Genomic DNA, 18,303 nt, shown 5'->3' on the forward strand with positions numbered 1-18,303 from the left:
TCTGTGGGTCTCGCGGCGTCTGTTTTTTTTTTGTGTGCGCTGTGTATTGTTTTTGGAGTGTGTGTGGGGGTCCGGTGGCCCCTCTCGGGGGGGGCGGGGGGCCCCCCCCGCACAGCGCGGCTTTCGCCGCTCCGCCTGCGAAACCAAGGGAGCGCGGCATGGTCATCGGAAAGAGGTCCTCTTCTTCTCTGCTGAACAGCTGGAACGAGCAAACGGGTCGGGCAAGCGCCCGGATGGGTGGCAGGCTGCGATCAGGCTCCACGTGCCTTGAGACGCCAGGGAGAGCCGTCCGCGAAGGCCGCCACGTACTTGTACCGGCCGGCGGTCTCGGCGACCCAGAAGCGGTCGGCGACGATCAACGGCGGTACGGGGTGGACGCGTCGCGGCAGCCGGAACGCGACATGTACATCCTCTACATGGGTGGGCACCTTCCCCCAGGCGAGCGTCCACAGCTGCCCGTTGTGCTCACCGCGCCACACGTCGCGCAGCAGCGTGGGTGCCAGGAACGAGGATGCCATGGCGTCGACGCAGTTCCCCGCGGTGTCGTAAACTGCGAGGGCAGGCAGCCCTTCACCGCTGCGGCCGATCCGCAGGGACCAGCCACTGAGCGGGAGGAACAGCTCTCGTAAGTCGGTGCCGACGTAGCTGTCGTCGATGGACTTGCTCTTGAGCAGCATGGACTGCTCTCCCTTCTCGGAGAGATGCGTTCACGGGATACGCCCGGGGCAAGGACGCTTCGTCTCTCTGATCTGGGTCGTCGGGTGGCCGCCCGACGACCCAGCCATGTCCGGACTCGGTCAGTCGATTTCCTTCAGGGACCGCTCCATCGAAGCCACGCGGTCCTTGATCTCCGCGAGCTGGGTGCTGATCTCAGCGAGCTTGTGGTCCGTCAGTTCCTGTGTGTTCACAGCCAGTTCGGTGAGGCGCTGGTACTCGCGCTCCCGGGCCAGCTGTGCCTTCGTGCGGGCGGTGGCACCGGACTGGCGTATGGCCACGATCAAGACGGGCACGATCAGGACGAGCGTACCCAGCGTCCAGACAACGGCGTCCGGGTCGTAGAGCCTCACTGTTACTCCTTCTGGTGAGTTTCACCGTCTGACGCGCCCTCGATGTGCAGCGTCTCCGCTGCGGTCGCGATGCTCTGCGGGGTGAGATGGAAGGCGAAAGGGGTCGTCTCGTAGTACTTCATCGCCTTGCCGTCCTCGGAGAGTTCGAGCTTGGCGAAGACCAACCCGGCCGCCTCCAACTTACGCAGATGGATCTGCAGCAACGCCCTGCTGATGCCCAGTTCTCGCGCGAGACGACTGACATAGTTCCGCTGCTGGGCGACGGCGGCCACGACCCGCAGGCGATGCGGGCTCGAGAGCGCAGCCATGACCCGCACCAGGTCGTCTCCGGTCGGACCGGGGATCGCACTGTCCCCCTTGCTCATGCCAACAGAAGTTAGCAGGTGCCAGATCGTCGTTCAACGTGACAGCGATCATTTTCGGACCGGACACAACGGTCAAACGGTCCGTCAACTGCCTTGGGGAGCAGCGATATAGAGCGCGTATAGGGCTCATATGCCCTGGTGCAGGAACCGGATGAGTGGATCGGGCGCATAGGGCGTCGTGTGGCCGCACACGGCCGTGAGGCGACGCCGAACCGACGCGATCCGCAAGGAGTTTCAGTCATGGCCGAAGAGCGCACCGACGACCGCACCCACCGAGTCGTACTCAATGACGAGGAGCAGTACTCGATTTGGTGGATCGACCGGGAGATCCCGGCGGGCTGGCGTGCCGAGGGCACCGAAGGCAGCCGCGAGGAGTGCCTCGCGCACATCGACGAGGTGTGGACCGACATGCGCCCGCTGAGCCTGCGTCGCCGCATGGAGGGACAGGCCGCCTGACCCGGCCCCGGCTCCGCACCGCTGTCCTCCCCTCCCACCGCCGCTGATCACGCAAAGGAATCCGATGTCCCCTCAGCCGCAGTCGGGCGACTTCTCCGACGGGAACTCGCTCACGCACGCACTCATCGCTCGCCGGGCCGCAGCCTCTCCCGCGCACACGGCGGTGATCGCGGGTGAGGCCGCGCTGACCTACGCCGAACTGGACACCCGTTCCAACCAGTTGGCGCGGCTCCTGCGGGACAGCGGTGCCGGACCGGAAACAGTGGTCGCGGTGTGCATGCGGCGCGGCCTCGACCTGCTGGTGACCCTCCTCGGCATCTGGAAGGCCGGCGCCGCCTACCTGCCGCTGGACCCCGACCACCCCGCGCAGCGCACTTCGTGGATCCTCGACGACACCGGCGCCGATCTGGTGGTCACCGACGAGTCGTCTGTGGAGGCGGTGCACCACATCCGCGCCCGCCTTCTCGTCCTGGACGAGCTGCGCCCGCGCCTGGCGGACTACCCCCGGCACGCCCCCGAGACCGCCGTCGACCCGCACAACGCGGCCTACGTGCTCCACACCTCGGGAACCACCGGACGACCCAAGGGTGTCGTCGTCAGCCACGCGGCAGTGGCCAACCTCAACCGCTGGATGGCGGACACGCACGCTCTCACCACCGGCGACCGCGTCCTGCAGAAGACCACCCTCGCGTTCGACGCCTCCTGCTGGGAACTGTTCGCCGCTCTGACCGCCGGCGGCACCGTCGTCATGGCACCCCACCACGTCGAACGCGACCCCGCCGCGCTGCTTCGCGCCGTCGCCGACCACGGCATCACCGTGCTGCAGGTCGTCCCCTCCGTATTGCGGCAGCTCGTCGAGGAACCCGGCTGGTCCGAGTGCACCGCGCTACGCCTGGTGCTGTCCGGCGGGGAACCGCTGCACGCCGACCTCGCCCAGCGACTGCGGGCGCGAGCCCAAGTCGAGATCTGGAACAGCTACGGGCCCACCGAATGCACGGTCAACGCGACCGAGCACCGCTTCGACCCCGCCCAGACCACCGGCTCCGTCCCCATCGGCCGCCCCATCCGGCGCACACAGGCCCTTGTCCTCGGACCCAACGGCACACCGGTGCCGATCGGCGTGGTCGGCGAGCTGCACCTCGGCGGGGCCGGGGTGGCCCGCGGCTACCTCGGACGCCCCGGCCTGACCGCCGACCGCTTCGTACCCGACCCCTACGGTCGCCCCGGCGCACGCGTCTACCGCACCGGCGACCTCGTCCGCTGGCGCGCCGACGGCACCCTGGAGTACGTCGACCGCGCCGACCACCAGGTCAAGGTCAACGGTGTGCGCATCGAGCCCGCCGAGATCGAAGCCGCCTTGGCCGCCCACCCCGACGTACGGGGCGCCGCCGTCACCGCGCACAAGTCCGACGGCACCACGGCACGGCTCGTCGCCTATGTCGACCAGGACGGCACACTCGAACCGGCCGAGCTGCGTGACTTCCTCCGCGAGCGGCTTCCCGACACCCACCTGCCCTCCGTCTTCCTCCAGGTCGACGGATTCCCCCTCACCTCCAGCGGCAAGGTCGACCGCGCCGCACTGCCCGCCCCGGACCGCAGCGCGACCACCGCCGGAGCGGCCCGGGTCGCGCCCCGCACCACGGCCGAGCGCACAGTGGCGGCAGCCTGGCGGGACATCCTGGGCACCGCCGACCTCGGGAACGGCGAGGGTCCCGGTATCCACGATGACTTCTTCCAGCTCGGCGGCTCCTCCCTCCAGCTCACCCGGCTGGCCAACCAACTACGCGCGGTCTCCGGCGCGGACGTACCCCTGCGGGCCCTGATGACGGCCACCACCGTCGAGGCACAGGCCCGGCTCATCAGCCCCGACGGGGCGGCGGACCGGGCGATGACGCCGGTGCCGCGCGACGGAGCGCTGCCGGTGTCGTTCGGACAGCGGCGCCTGTGGTTCCTCGACCGGATGGATCCTCGCAGCCCGGAATGGGTGACCGGTCTGTGGATCCGTGTCCCCGTCGGCCTGACGCCGGACGACGTACAACACTGCGTCGACACCCTCGTCGCCCGGCACGAGGTGCTGCGCACCACCTACGCCGAGGTCGACGGCGAGCCCGTACAGATCCCCGGGCCCGAGGGAACGGTCCCGGTGCGGACGCTCGACACCTCACGGGACGAACTCACCGCGGTCCTGCGCGAGGAGCTGAACCAGGGCTTCGACCTGGCCACCGGACCCGTCGTCCGGGGTCTGCACCTGCGCTTCCCCGACCAGCCCGACGGTCTTCTGCTGAGCCTGCACCACATCGCCTCCGACGGCTGGTCCGCGGGAGTCCTGGAGCGCGAACTGCTCCGGCTGCTCACCGACCGCGCGGCAGGCCGCGACACCGAACTCCCGCCCCTGCCCGTCCAGTACGCCGACTACGCCTCCGCGGAGCGGGACCGGCTGACCGACGACATCGTCGAGGCCGAACTGGCCCACTGGCGCACCGTTCTCGACGGGGCCGAGCCGCTCTCCCTCCCCACCGACCACAGCCGCCCGAGCATCCGGGACTCCCACGGCGACACGGTGCCCTTCACCGTGCCCGCCCGCGTCGCACAGACCCTGGTCGCCCTCGGCCGCCAGCACGGTGCCACGCCGTTCATGTCCCTGCTGACCGCCTACGCCACCCTCCTGGCCCGCCACACCGGCCAGTGGGACGTACCCGTCGGCACCCCCGTCGCCGGCCGTGACCGTCCCGAGGTCGAAGGCGTCGTGGGCTTCTTCCTCAACAGCCTGGTGGTGCGCTGTTCCCTCGACGGCCGGCTCGTCTTCACCGAGGCGGTGCAGCGCGTCCGGGACGTCTGCCGGGAGGCCTTCGCCCACCAGGCGCTGCCCTTCGAGCGGCTGGTCGAGGAGCTCGAGCCGGAGCGGGACATGTCCCGGACGCCCCTGTATCAGGTGGCCTTCGACCTGCACGACGAGCTGTTCGGCGGAGCCGCCGAAGCCTCCGGCGCGACCGAGGAGGACCACGATCTGACGGCGCTGCAGGAAGCCCTGAGCGTCGCCAAGACCGACCTCACGCTCTACATGAAGCGACGCCCGGACGGATCGTTCACCGGCACCTTCGAGTACGCCACCGCGCTGTTCGACCGCGCCACCGTCGAGCGGATCGCAGCGGCCTACGTCCGCCTGCTGGAGGCGATCGCAGCCGGGCCCCGCACCCGCCTGGACTCCCTGGACATCCTCGGCCCCGACGGCCGCCGCAGCCTGGCCGAATGGGCCGCCGGACCTCGCGTGCCCGTAGAGGACCTCAGCCTCCATGAGTTGGTGGAGCGTCAGGTGGTGGTGTCGCCGGGTGCGGTGGCGGTGGTGGGTGATGATGGCCGGTTGTCGTTCGGTGAGTTGGATGCGCGGGCGAATCAGGTGGCGTGGTTGCTGGGGTCTTCGGGTGTGGGTCCGGAGTCGGTGGTGGGTGTGCTGCTGGATCGTGGTGCGCGGTTGTTGGTGTCGTTGTTGGGTGTGTGGAAGGCCGGTGGTGCGTATGTGCCGGTGGATCCGTCGGCTCCGGTGGAGCGGGTGGCGGATGTGCTGGCGGATGCCGGGGTGCGGGTGGTTGTCACGCAGTCGCGGTATGCGGATCGGTTCGTGGGGTTCGGGGGTCGGGTCGTGGTGGTGGACGGGCCGGGGGATGAGGGGTTGTTGGCGGGGCAGCCGGTGGTTTCTCCTGGGGTTGTGTCGGATGCGGGTCGGTTGGCGTATGTGATTTATACGTCGGGTTCGACGGGGCGTCCGAAGGGTGTGCAGGTGGTGCACCGGGGTGTGGTGAACCATGTGGTGTGGGCTGCGCGGGAGTTGGCGGGGCGGGGTCGTGGTGGTTCGGCGGTGTTCTCGTCGGTGGCGTTTGATCTGGTGGTGCCGAATCTGTGGGCGCCTTTGGTGTGCGGGCAGGCGGTGTATCTGCTGGGTCAGGATGTGGGGCTGGACGAGTTGGGCAAGCGTCTGGTGGCGGCGGGCCGGTTCAGTTTCCTGAAGTTGACGCCGGGGCATCTGGAGGTGCTCACGCATCAGTTGTCGGACGAGGAGATTGGTGGTCTGGCTGAGGTGGTGGTGGTGGCGGGTGAGGCTTTCGGTGGCCGGCTCGCGCGGAGGTGGGCCGGGCTGTTGGGTGCGGGGCGTGTGGTCAATGAGTACGGTCCGACGGAGGCGTCGGTGGGTACGTGCACGTATCCGGTGACGGTTTCGGTGGGTGGGGATGTGGTGCCGATCGGGCGGCCGTTGCCGAATATGGCGATGTATGTGCTGGACGGGCGGATGGTGCCGGTGCCGGTCGGGGTGGCTGGTGAGTTGTATGTCGGTGGTGTGGGTGTGGCGCGGGGGTATGCGGGTCGGGCGGGGCTGACGGCGGAGCGGTTCGTGCCGGATCCGTTCGGGGTGTCGGGGGGGCGGTTGTATCGCACGGGTGATGTGGTGCGGGTGCTGCCGGACGGGAATGTCGATTTTCTGGGGCGGTCTGATTTCCAGGTGAAGATCCGTGGGTATCGGGTCGAGCCGGAGGAGGTGCAGGCGCGGCTGCTGGAGCATGGTGGGGTGCGGGAGGCGGTGGTGGTCGCCCGTGAGGACGTGCCTGGTGAGAAGCGGCTGGTGGCGTATTACGTGCCGGTTGCCGGTCCGGTGCCGTCCTCCGGTCTGGCCGGGCATTGCGGGGTGCGGTTGCCGGAGTACATGGTGCCGTCCGCGTTCGTGGAGCTGGAGGCGCTGCCGTTGAACGCCAACGGCAAGGTCGACCGCAAGGCCCTGCCCACCCCCGACCCGGACACCGCCTCCGACGACACGATCGTCGGGCCACGCGGCCCGGTGGAGGAACACATAGCCGGGATCTGGACCGAGTTGCTGGGCAAGTCGGCCGGTGTCCACTCCAACTTCTTCCAGCAGGGCGGCAATTCCATTCTCGCGATCCGGCTGATCGCGCAGATCCAGTCCGCGTTCGACGTGGACATCCCGGTCAGGGCGGTTTTCGAGAACCCGACCGTCGCCGGCATCGGCGAGGCCGTCGAGGCCGCACTACGAGACGAGATCGAGCAGATGACGGACGCCGAGGTCATGGCGGAGTCGCTGCGTATCGAGGGTGAGGGCAAGTGAGCACGGGGGACAACAAGCAGGCGGTCACGGATGCTGTGGGCACGACGGGTGCTGCGTCGGGTGGTGCTGGGGCCGGTGCCGCGGCGCGTGCGGAACTGCTGCGTCAGCGCCTGGCCGGCCGCGGCCGCGCTGTTGCCGGTGCCACTGGCACGGCTGTGGGACATGCTCGGTCGGTGATTGGCCGCGCCGACCGGTCCCGTCCGCTGCCGCTGTCGTACGGACAGCAGCAGATGTGGTTCCTGAACCGGCTGGACCCGGACAGCGCCGAGTACCTCGTCCCCATGGCCCTCCGTCTCGGAGGCCCCCTGGACCGGCCCGCGCTGCGGACGGCGTGGTCGCAGATGTCGGAACGGCACGAGATCCTGCGCACGCGGTACGAGATGGACGGGGCAACCCCCGTCCAGGTGATCGACGCGCCGCGCGCCGTGGAACTCGCCGAGGTGGACCTCGGCACCCTGCCCGCGACGGAGCGCGAGCAGCGTGCCCTCGACCTGCTGCGCCAGGAGTCCTCGACCGCCTTCGACCTCGAGCGCGAGTGGCCGCTGCGGGGCACACTGCTGCGACTCGGAGACGAGGACCACGTACTCGTCGTGGTCTTCCATCACATCGCCTGCGACGCGTGGTCCACCCGTCTGTTCGTGTCCGAACTGAGCGAGCTGTACCAGGCCCGCGTGGCCGGCCGCGCGCCGCAGCTCGCCGATCCGGAACTTCACTACGCCGACTACGCGGTGTGGCAGCGCGAGGAGCTCTCCGGAAAGACACTGGAGCGCGAACTGGAGTACTGGCGGAACCGCCTGGACGGGCTCCGCCCGCTCGATCTGCCGACCGACCGGCCCAGGCCCGCCTCCCGCAGCTTCCACGGCGCCGAAGTCGAGGTGCCCTTCCCCGCCGGGCTCGCGGAGCGGGTGCGGGCATCCGCGGCACAGCACGGCGTCACGCCCTTCGTCCTGCTGCTGACGTCCTACCAGCTTCTGCTGTCCCGGTACGCCGACCAGCCGGACATCGCGGTGGGCACCGTGGTGTCCGGGCGCGGCCGGCCGGAACTGCAGTCCATGCTGGGCTATGGCATCAACAACCTCGTGATGCGCTCCCGTTGGGACGGGGCACGGTCGTTCGCCGAACTCGTCGCCGTCAACCGTGAGGCGGTCCTGGGTGCGTACGACCACCAGGGCGTCCCCTTCGCCCGTCTGGTGGACGAACTCGAGCCGGAGCGGGACATGTCCCGCACACCGCTGTACCAGGTGTCCTTCACCATGCACGAGTCGGGTGAGGCGGCGCAGGGTCTCTTCGGCATGGCGACCAGCCCGTTCGGTGTGAGCGGCGGCGTGGCCAAGACGGACCTGGAGCTCCAGGTGGTGGACGCCGGCGAGGGCTCGCTGCAGGCACGTCTCGCCTACCCGGTGGCACTGTTCGAACCCGCGACGGTCGAGCGAATGGCCGGACACTGGCTGCGCCTGCTGGATGCCGCGGTGTCGGATCCCGCGACCCCTGTTTCCAGGCTCGGGATGCTCGACGACACGGAGAAGGCGCTGCTGACTGCGGGGCCTCGTGCCGTTGCTGCGGTGGAGCGGTGTGTGCATGAGGTGTTCGAGGAGCAGGTGGCCTTGGATCCTGATGCGGTGGCTGTGGTGGCGGGTGGTGTTGAGCTGTCGTACGGGGAGGTGGATGCGCGGGCGAATCGTCTGGCGGGGTATCTGGTGGGGCGGGGGGTGGGTCCTGAGTCGTTGGTGGGTGTGTGTCTGGAGCGTGGTGCGGATCTGGTTCCGGCTTTGCTGGGTGTGTTGAAGTCGGGTGCGGGTTATGTGCCGTTGGATCCGGTGAATCCTGCTGAGCGGCTGGGGTTTGTGGCTTCGGATGCCGGGGTGTCGCTGGTGGTGACGCAGGAGGGTCTGCGGCCGCTGGTGGAGGGTTTCCATGCGGGGCCGGTCGTGGTGTTGGACGGGGCGGACCGGGAGGGTATCGCGTCGTGTGGGGTGTCGGGGCCGGGTGTGGGGGGGTCGCCGTCGAATGCGGTGTATGTGATTTATACGTCGGGTTCGACGGGGCGTCCGAAGGGTGTGTGCCTGGAGCACGCGAGTGTGGTGCGGTTGTTGTCGGTGTGTCAGGAGCATTACGCGTTCGATGAGTCGGATGTGTTCTCGTTGTTCCATTCGTACGCCTTTGATGTGTCGGTGTTCGAGATGTGGGGCGCGTTGATGCATGGCGGCCGGGTGGTTGTGGTGCCGCGTGAGGTGGCGCAGTCGCCGGATGATTTCCTGGATCTGTTGGTGCGGGAGCGGGTGACGGTGTTGTCGCAGACGCCGTCGGCGTTCCGTTCGCTGGTGGCGGCCGCGGCTGACGGGGACGGGCGTGTGGAGCGGCTTGCCCTGCGTGCGGTGGTCTTCGCGGGGGAGAAGCTGGAGGTCGGTGACCTTCAGCCGTGGGTGTCCCGGCTCGGTCTTGGGCGTACGGCTCTGGTGAACATGTACGGGATCACCGAGACCACCGTGCACTCCACCTACCACCGTTTGTCCGAGGAGGATTTCGCCGCCGAGGCCGGCAATGCCATCGGGCGTCCGTTGGCCGACTTGTCGATTCATCTGCTCGGCTCTGATGGTGAGTTGGTGCCGGTGGGTGTGCCGGGTGAGATTCATGTGGGTGGTCCGGGTGTGGCGCGGGGGTATCTGGGGCGTGCGGGGCTGACGGCGGGGCGGTTCGTGCCTGATCCGTTCGGTCCGGCGGGTGCGCGTCTGTATCGCAGCGGTGACTTGGCGCGGCGTCGTGAGGACGGGAGTCTGGAGTTTTTGGGTCGTATCGACGACCAGGTGACTATCCGTGGGTATCGGATCGAGCTGGGTGAGATCGAGTCCGTGCTGTCGGCACATCCGGCGTTCCGGGACGCGGTGGTCGTGGTCCGTGAGGACACCCCGGGCGACAAGCGTCTGGTGGCGTATTACGTGCCCGCACCGGCAGCCACCGTCGATCTCGCCTCCCTGCGCACCGAGCTGGGTCGTTCACTGCCCGACTACATGGTTCCGGCGGCGTTCGTGGAGCTGGAGTCCCTGCCGCTGACGCCGAACGGCAAGCTGGACAAGCGGTCCCTGCCCGCCCCCGAGCAGGACGCCTTCGCTCGTGGTGCGTATGTGGCGCCGCGTACTGAGACGGAAGCCCGGATCGCGGCTGTGTGGAGTGAGGTGCTCGGGCTGGAGCAGGTCGGGGTGGAGGACTCGTTCTTCGACCTCGGTGGTGACTCCATCCGTGCCGTCGCCCTGGTCGGCGCCCTGCGCGCCACCGGAATCGAGGTCGCGGTACGCGACGTCTTTGCGGCCCGCACCGTCGCCGCCCTCTGCGATCTGCTGGGCACCCAGGACCTGCCCGGGGATGCGGTCGCGGTGCCGAGCGTGGAGCGTTTCGCGCTGATCTCGGCCGAGGACCGGGCCAAGCTGCCTGAAGAAGTCGTCGACGCCTACCCGCTCTCCCGCACGCAGACCGGCATGGTCGTGGAGATGCTGGCGGACACCAGCCGCAACCACTACCACAACGTCTCCACGTACCGGATCCGCGACGACAAGCCCTTCTCCCGCGAGGCGTTCGCCGAGGCCGGCCGTATCGTCGTGGCCCGGCACGAAACGCTGCGCACCTCCATCGACCTCGAGACGTACTCCGTGCCGATGCAGCTCGTGCACGCCGGCGCCGACCCGGTGATGGGCGTGGCGGACCTCGGGGCGCTCGACGAGGACGCACAGCACGAGACACTGCGGGCGTTCACCGCCGCCGAACGGGCCAGGCCCTTTGCTCTCTCCGCGCCTCCGCTGATGCGGTACTTCGCCCACACCACCGACACCAACGGCTGGTGGATCTCGGTGACCGAGTGCCACCCCATCATGGAGGGCTGGAGCTATCACTCCCTGTTGATGGAGCTGCTCACCTGCTACATGCGGCTGCGGGACGGGGCGGAGCCGGAGCCGTACGACGCTCCCGACGTCCGCTACGCCGACTTCATCGCGGGTGAGCTGGAGTCGCTGGCCTCCGAGGAGGACCGCGCCTACTGGCGCGGCGTCGTCGACGCGCACGTGCCCTTCAAACTTCCGCACGGCTGGGAGGGCACCACGCAGGGGCCCGGTGAGGAGTACGCGCTCGACGTCGCGACCGACGACTTGGAGCCCCGTCTGCGGGCTTTGGCCAGCACGGCCGACGCCTCACTGAAGAGCGTGCTGCTCGCGGCTCATCTGAAGGTGATGAGCATACTCACCGACGAGCCGGCCTTCCACACCGGCCTGGTGTGCGACGCACGGCCGGAGGTCACGGGCGCGGACCGGGTGTACGGCATGTACCTCAATACCCTGCCCGTCCCGGCGGCCCGCTCGGCCCGCACCTGGCTCGAACTGGTGCGGGGCACCTTCGCCCGTGAGGTGGAGCTGTGGGGTCACCGGCGCTTCCCGATGCCGGAGATCCAGCGCGAGGCGGGCGGCGGCCGGCTCATCGACTCCCTCTTCAACTACCAGAACTTCCACCACGTGGACACCGGCAAGGTGGACACCAGTGGCAGCTTCGGCAACGGCGTCACCGAGTTCGCGCTCAGCATCACCGCCTCGCCCGGCCGGATCTCGCTCCAGGCCAGCACCCGCGACCTGGCCCGGGTCCACGGCCGTCGGATCCTCGGCCTGTTCCGGTCGGTGCTGGAAGCCATGGCCGACGACGCCCACGGCGACGCGCGGGCGTCGTTCCTGCCCGACCACGAGCGTCGGCTCGTCCTCGACACGTGGCAGGGGGAGACCCGTGACGTGCCGGAGAGGTGCCTGCACGAGCTCGTGGAGGCACAGGCGGCCCGCACGCCGGATGCCGTGGCCGTCGTGTGCGAGGCCACCGAGCTGACCTATGCGGACCTCAATGCCCGGGCGAACCGGCTGGCTCACCGTCTGCGGACGGCGGGCGTGCGCGCCGACTCCGTGGTGGGCCTGTGCCTGGAACGCTCGGCCGAGCTCGTGATCGCCACGCTCGCGGTGTCCAAGGCGGGCGGAGCCTACGCCCCCCTGGACCCGGAGTACCCCGCAGACCGCCTCGCCGGAATGGTCGAAGACATGGCGGCCCCGGTCATCGTGACCGAACAGCGGCTGCGCGAGAGCCTGCCCGCGACGTCGGCGGCTCTGCTGTGCATCGACGACGAGGAACAGTGGGCGGCGGAACCTGCCGAAGACCTCACGCCGACGGCGTCCTCCGACTCCGGGGCGTACGTCGTCTTCACCTCGGGCTCCACCGGCCGCCCCAAGGGTGTGCTCAACACCCACCGGGGCGTCGTCAACCGCCTCGATGCCACGCAGCGTCTCTTCCGGCTGACCGCCGACGACGTCGTCCTGCAGAAGACGGCAGCCGGATTCGACGTCTTCACCTGGGAGATCTTCGGCACCCTGATGGCCGGGGCCCGGCTGGTGATCGCCACCCGCGGTGGTCACCGCGACCCCGCGTACCTGGCATCGATGATCCGTGAACACGGCGTCACCATGGTCGACTTCGTTCCATCGATGCTGGCGCTCCTCCTGGAGGAGGGCGGCGGCCTGGCCGGATGCTCCTCGCTCCGCGCGATCGCGTGCGGCGGCGAGGAGATGCCGGCACCGCTGCTGCGACGTGTGCTGGCGGAGGTGCCCGGAGCCGAGGTCTTTCACCAGTACGGGCCCAGCGAGGCATCGATCGACTGCACGGTGTGGCCCGTCCGGGGCACGCTGCCCGACGGTCTCGACCGCCTCCCCATCGGTACGGCGATGCAGAACATCCGGCTGTACGTGCTCGGCGCGGACCTGCTGCCGCAGCCCGTGGGGATACCCGGTGAACTCCACGTCGGCGGCGTCGCGGTGGCCCGCGGCTATCTGCGTCGCCCGGCGCTGACCGCCGAGCGCTTCGTCCCCGACCCCCACGGGGAGCCGGGCGCACGGATGTATCGCACCGGCGACCGGGTCCGGTGGCTGGCCGACGGCACCCTGGAGTTCCTCGGCCGCACCGACAACCAGGTCAAGATCCGCGGTGTGCGGATCGAGCCCGAGGAGATCGAGGCGGCCCTGATGCGGCTGCCCACCGTCCGCGACGCGGCCGTGCTGGTCCGTGAGGACACCCCCGGTGACAAGCGGCTGGTCGCCTATTGCGTGCCGGCCGCCGGTACCGACCGGGCGGACTCCGGGCCCGCCTCCCTCCGGGCCGAGCTCGGCCGCTCCCTTCCGGAGCACATGGTTCCCGCGGCGTTCGTACGGCTCGAGCGCATACCGGTCACGCCCAACGGAAAGGCCGACCGGCGCGCCCTGCCCGCTCCGGCCCAGGAGGACTTCGCCCGCGGCCGCTACGTCGCCCCGCACGACACGCGGCAGGAGCGCATCGCGGCCGTGTGGTCGAAGGTCCTGGGCGTGGACCGGGTCGGTGCCGAGGACTCGTTCTTCGACCTCGGCGGTGACTCCATCCGTGCAGTGGCCCTGGTCGGCGCGCTGCGCGCGGCGGGCTTTCCCGCGACGATCCAGCAGGTCTTCGAGGCCCGCACGGTGGCGGCCCTGAGCGCCGCCCTGACGGACGGCCCCCAGGAGCCGCGGGGCATCACGGGGACCGAGCCGTTCGCGCTGGTGCCGCCCGAGGACCGGGCCGAGCTGCCCGACGGCCTGGTGGACGCCTACCCGCTGTCCCAGGTGCAGACCGGCATGGTCGCCGAAATGCTCGTCGGGGGCGAGACGAACGCGTACCACACCATCTCCACGGTCCGGATCCGGGACGAGAAGCCGTTCGTCGCCGACGCGCTGCGAGAGGCGTGGCGCACCGTCGCGGCACGCCACGAGGCGCTCCGCACCTCCGTCCACGTCACCGACTACTCCCGGCCGCTCCAACTGGTCCACCGCGTCGCCGACGTCACTCTCGGCGTACGGGACCTGGGTGCCGCCGGCCGACCGGAGACCGAGGACGCGCTGCGCGCCTTCGTCCGCGCCGAACGCTCCCTCCCCCTCGACCTCGGCGTCGCTCCGCTGATCCGTCTGTTCGTCCACACCACCGACGCCGACGGCTGGTGGCTGTCGGTCACCAGCCCCCACGTGATTCTGGACGGCTGGAGCCATGAGTCCCTGCTCATGGAACTCCTGGGCTGCTACGCCCGGCTGCGTGATGGCCTCGCACCGGAGCCCTACGAGGTCCCCGCGGTCCGCTACGCCGACTTCATCGCCGGTGAGCTGGCAGCCCTGGACTCCGAGGAGGACCGCGCCTACTGGCGCGACACCATCGACGGGTTCGCACGGTTCACACTCCCCGCGGAGTGGGGCGAGAGTGGCAGGCCCGACGAGTCCTACGGCGTCCGGGTCGCCTACGACGACCTCACCGACGGCCTGCGGGAGATGGCCACGGCCCTGAACGTGCCGCTCAAGAGCGTGCTGCTCGCCGCGCACCTGAAGGTGATGAGCATGCTCACCGACGAGCCCGCCTTCCACACCGGTCTCGTCTGTCACGCCCGGCCCGAGGCCGAGGGCGCCGACCGGCTGATCGGCATGCAGCTCAACACGCTGCCGTTCGTCGCCGACCGCTCCGCCCGGACGTGGCGCGAGCTGGTCGAGCAGGTATTCGCCCGTGAGGTGGAGCTGTGGGGTCACCGCCGCTTCCCGATGCCGGAGATCCAGCGCGAGGCCGGCGGTGGCCGCCTGGTGGACGTCTTCTTCAACTACCAGGACTTCCGTCAGGTCGACAGCGACCTGATCGATCCTCTGGGCGGCATCGACGACAGCCCCACCGAACTCCCGCTCACCGTCTCGTCACGCGGCGGGCACATCATCCTGACCGTCGGGGTTCCCGCGCTCAGCCAGGAGCACGGCGATCGGATTGCCGGGATGTACCGGGCGGTTCTGGAGGCCATGGCGTCCGGTGCCGATGGTGACGCGCGTGCGGTGTATCTGCCGGCGGGGGAGCGTGAGCGTCTGCTGGGTGAGGCTGCCGGTGGTGCTGCTGTTGCTGCGGTGGAGCGGTGTGTGCATGAGGTGTTCGAGGAGCAGGTGGCCTTGGATCCTGATGCGGTGGCTGTGGTGGCGGGTGGTGTTGAGCTGTCGTACGGGGAGGTGGATGCGCGGGCGAATCGTCTGGCGGGGTATCTGGTGGGGCGGGGGGTGGGTCCTGAGTCGTTGGTGGGTGTGTGTCTGGAGCGTGGTGCGGATCTGGTTCCGGCTTTGCTGGGTGTGTTGAAGTCGGGTGCGGGTTATGTGCCGTTGGATCCGGTGAATCCTGCTGAGCGGCTGGGGTTTGTGGCTTCGGATGCCGGGGTGTCGCTGGTGGTGACGCAGGAGGGTCTGCGGCCGCTGGTGGAGGGTTTCCATGCGGGGCCTGTCGTGGTGTTGGACGGGGCGGACCCGGAGGGTATCGCGTCGTGTGGGGTGTCGGGGCCGGGTGTGGGGGTGTCGCCGTCGAATGCGGTGTATGTGATTTATACGTCGGGTTCGACGGGGCGTCCGAAGGGTGTGTGCCTGGAGCACGCGAGTGTGGTGCGGTTGTTGTCGGTGTGTCAGGAGCATTACGCGTTCGATGAGTCGGATGTGTTCTCGTTGTTCCATTCGTACGCCTTTGATGTGTCGGTGTTCGAGATGTGGGGCGCGTTGATGCATGGCGGCCGGGTGGTTGTGGTGCCGCGTGAGGTGGCGCAGTCGCCGGATGATTTCCTGGATCTGTTGGTGCGGGAGCGGGTGACGGTGTTGTCGCAGACGCCGTCGGCGTTCCGTTCGCTGGTGGCGGCCGCGGCTGACGGGGACGGGCGTGTGGAGCGGCTTGCCCTGCGTGCGGTGGTCTTCGCGGGGGAGAAGCTGGAGGTCGGTGACCTTCAGCCGTGGGTGTCCCGGCTCGGTCTTGGGCGTACGGCTCTGGTGAACATGTACGGGATCACCGAGACCACCGTGCACTCCACCTACCACCGTTTGTCCGAGGAGGATTTCGCCGCCGAGGCCGGCAATGCCATCGGGCGTCCGTTGGCCGACTTGTCGATTCATCTGCTCGGCTCTGATGGTGAGTTGGTGCCGGTGGGTGTGCCGGGTGAGATTCATGTGGGTGGTCCGGGTGTGGCGCGGGGTTATCTGGGGCGTGCGGGGCTGACGGCGGGGCGGTTCGTGCCTGATCCGTTCGGTCCGGCGGGTGCGCGTCTGTATCGCAGCGGTGACTTGGCGCGGCGTCGTGAGGACGGGAGTCTGGAGTTTTTGGGTCGTATCGACGACCAGGTGAAGATCCGTGGGTATCGGATCGAGCTGGGTGAGATCGAGTCCGTGCTGTCGGCACATCCGGCGTTCCGGGACGCGGTGGTCGTGGTCCGTGAGGACACCCCGGGCGACAAGCGTCTGGTGGCGTATTACGTGCCCGCACCGGCAGCCACCGTCGATCTCGCCTCCCTGCGCACCGAGCTGGGTCGTTCACTGCCCGACTACATGGTTCCGGCGGCGTTCGTGGAGCTGGAGTCCCTGCCGCTGACGCCGAACGGCAAGCTGGACAAGCGGTCCCTGCCCGCCCCCGAGCAGGACGCCTTCGCTCGTGGTGCGTATGTGGCGCCGCGTACTGAGACGGAAGCCCGGATCGCGGCTGTGTGGAGTGAGGTGCTCGGGCTGGAGCAGGTCGGGGTGGAGGACTCGTTCTTCGACCTCGGTGGTGACTCCATCCGTGCCGTCACCCTCGTGGGCGCCCTGCGCACCACCGGAATCGAGACGACCATGCAGGAGGTCTTCGCGGCACGTACCGTCGCCGCGCTGGCCGCCGCGCAGCCGGGCCGGGCCGACGAGGCGGCCGAGGCCACCGACCGACGAGACACCGCGGCCGTCCAGCCCTTCGCGCTCGTCCCGGACGAGGACCGGGCCAAGCTGCCCGGAGAGGTCGTCGACGCCTACCCGCTCTCCCAGGCGCAGACCGGCATGGTCGTGGAGATGCTGGCCAAGGGTGGCGCACGCAGCTACCACAACGTGGTGTCGCTGCGTGTACGCGATGAGCGGTTCTCGCTGGACGCCCTGCGTCAGGCCATGGCCGTGCTGACGGAGCGGCACGAGGTGCTGCGTACGTCCATCGACCTGGAGACCTACTCCGTGCCGATGCAACTCGTGCACGCCGCCTCCGAGACGCAGGTCGAGTGCACGGACCTGACCACGCTCGGAGCGGACGAGACCGAGCAGGCCCTGCGGGCCTTCGTCGAGACCGAGAGCGAGGCCGTCTTCGACCTGGAGCGCGCCCCACTCCTGCGGGTCGCCGTGCACCTGTGCGCTGACGGCAGCTGGCAGTTCACCGTCACCCAGGCCCACGTCATCCTGGACGGCTGGAGCCACCACTCCCTCATGGCTGAGCTGATCGGCTGCTTCCGGCAGTTCCGGGACGGGCGGGGGGCCACTCCCTGGACGCCGCCCGCAGTGCGCTTCGCCGACGCCATAGCGGGTGAACTGGCGGCGCTGCGGAGCCCGGCGGACCGTGCCTACTGGCAGGGCGTCGTCGACGGTCACGCCAAGTTCGGTCTGCCGGCCGCATGGGCCGACGCGCCGGACACTCCCCGCGAGCAGTACGAGATCCACGTCGGCTACGCGGACCTCGAGGACTCGCTCCGAGAGCTCGCCGCCACGGCCGGCACCTCGGTGAAGAGCGTCGTCCACGCCGCTCATCAGAAGGTCGTCGGCATGCTCACCGACGAGCCCACCTTCCACACGGGTCTGACCTGCCACATCCGCCCCGAGGCGCTTGGCGCCGAGCGGGTGCACGGCATGTACCTCAACGTCCTGCCGTTCGCCGCGGATCGCAGCGCACGGTCCTGGCGGGAGCTGGTGCGGCAGGTCTTCGCGCGGGAGACGGAGGTGTGGGAGCACCGCATGTTCCCCATGCCGGCGATCCAGCGGGAGCTCTTCGACGGCGACCGCCTCATCGACGTCCACTTCAGCTACCAGGACTTCCGCGCTGCCGAGCAGGCCGCGGCGGCCGACACCACAGGCGGCGCCGTCGACCTCGCGGCGAGCATGGGATCGAGCTCGAACGTGTTCGCCCTGTTCGTCGTGGCCGGCCCGGCCGGCCTCACCGTGCACACGCACACCCACGCGGTCAGCCGTGCGAACGGCGAGCGGCTCGCCCAGATGTTCCGCACCGTGCTGGAGACGATGAGCACGGCACCGGACGCGGCCGTCGACGCCACCTCCCTGTTGCCGGCCGGAGAACTCGACCGGCTGGTGCACGACCTGAACGCGAGCACCGTCCCCTTCGACCAGGACGCCTCGCTCCATGAGTTGGTGGAGCGTCAGGTGGTGGTGTCGCCGGGTGCGGTGGCGGTGGTGGGTGATGATGGCCGGTTGTCGTTCGGTGAGTTGGATGC

Annotated in this window: 6 protein-coding genes; 3 read left to right on the forward strand and 3 right to left on the reverse strand. The window is 69.4% G+C overall.

The window, feature by feature from the left end:
• Positions 1-251 precede the first annotated feature (251 nt).
• The 3 genes from ACFW2E_RS12710 to ACFW2E_RS12720 all read right to left on the reverse strand — a co-directional run bounded on the left by ACFW2E_RS12710 (position 252) and on the right by ACFW2E_RS12720 (position 1,432).
• Positions 252-677 (reverse strand): hypothetical protein, encoded by a 426-nt coding sequence (locus ACFW2E_RS12710; RefSeq protein ID WP_384465573.1) that lies wholly within the window; start codon positions 675-677, stop codon positions 252-254.
• A gap of 120 nt (positions 678-797) precedes the next feature.
• Complete coding sequence (locus ACFW2E_RS12715; RefSeq protein ID WP_384465575.1) at positions 798-1,067, reverse strand: hypothetical protein; 270 nt, start codon at positions 1,065-1,067, stop codon at positions 798-800.
• 2 nt (positions 1,068-1,069) lie between these two features.
• A complete protein-coding gene (locus ACFW2E_RS12720; protein WP_384465577.1) occupies positions 1,070-1,432 on the reverse strand; it encodes an ArsR/SmtB family transcription factor in 363 nt (120 codons plus the stop codon).
• A 240-nt stretch (positions 1,433-1,672) separates the two neighbouring features.
• Between ACFW2E_RS12720 and ACFW2E_RS12725 the strand changes: the two genes are divergently transcribed.
• The 3 genes from ACFW2E_RS12725 to ACFW2E_RS12735 form a co-directional block, all read left to right on the forward strand.
• A complete protein-coding gene (locus ACFW2E_RS12725) occupies positions 1,673-1,888 on the forward strand; it encodes an MbtH family protein (protein WP_384465578.1) in 216 nt (71 codons plus the stop codon).
• Between the two features lie 64 nt (positions 1,889-1,952).
• Complete coding sequence (locus ACFW2E_RS12730; protein ID WP_384465580.1) at positions 1,953-7,001, forward strand: amino acid adenylation domain-containing protein; 5,049 nt, start codon at positions 1,953-1,955, stop codon at positions 6,999-7,001.
• A gap of 173 nt (positions 7,002-7,174) precedes the next feature.
• The coding region (locus tag ACFW2E_RS12735) for an amino acid adenylation domain-containing protein (protein ID WP_384465582.1) at positions 7,175-18,303 on the forward strand (11,129 nt) is incomplete at its 3' end.

Origin of the sequence: Streptomyces sp. NPDC058964, from assembly GCF_042741275.1 — a bacterium.
Classification (GTDB): Bacteria; Actinomycetota; Actinomycetes; order Streptomycetales; family Streptomycetaceae; genus Streptomyces.

Excerpts from the sequence above, each read along its gene's own strand:
- ACFW2E_RS12710 (WP_384465573.1), bottom strand. The coding sequence starts at position 677 with ATGCTGCTCAAGAGCAAGTCCATCGACGACAGCTACGTCGGCACCGAC.
- ACFW2E_RS12725 (WP_384465578.1), top strand. The coding sequence starts at position 1,673 with ATGGCCGAAGAGCGCACCGACGACCGCACCCACCGAGTCGTACTCAAT.
- ACFW2E_RS12730 (WP_384465580.1), top strand. The coding sequence starts at position 1,953 with ATGTCCCCTCAGCCGCAGTCGGGCGACTTCTCCGACGGGAACTCGCTC.
- ACFW2E_RS12720 (WP_384465577.1), bottom strand. The coding sequence starts at position 1,432 with ATGAGCAAGGGGGACAGTGCGATCCCCGGTCCGACCGGAGACGACCTG.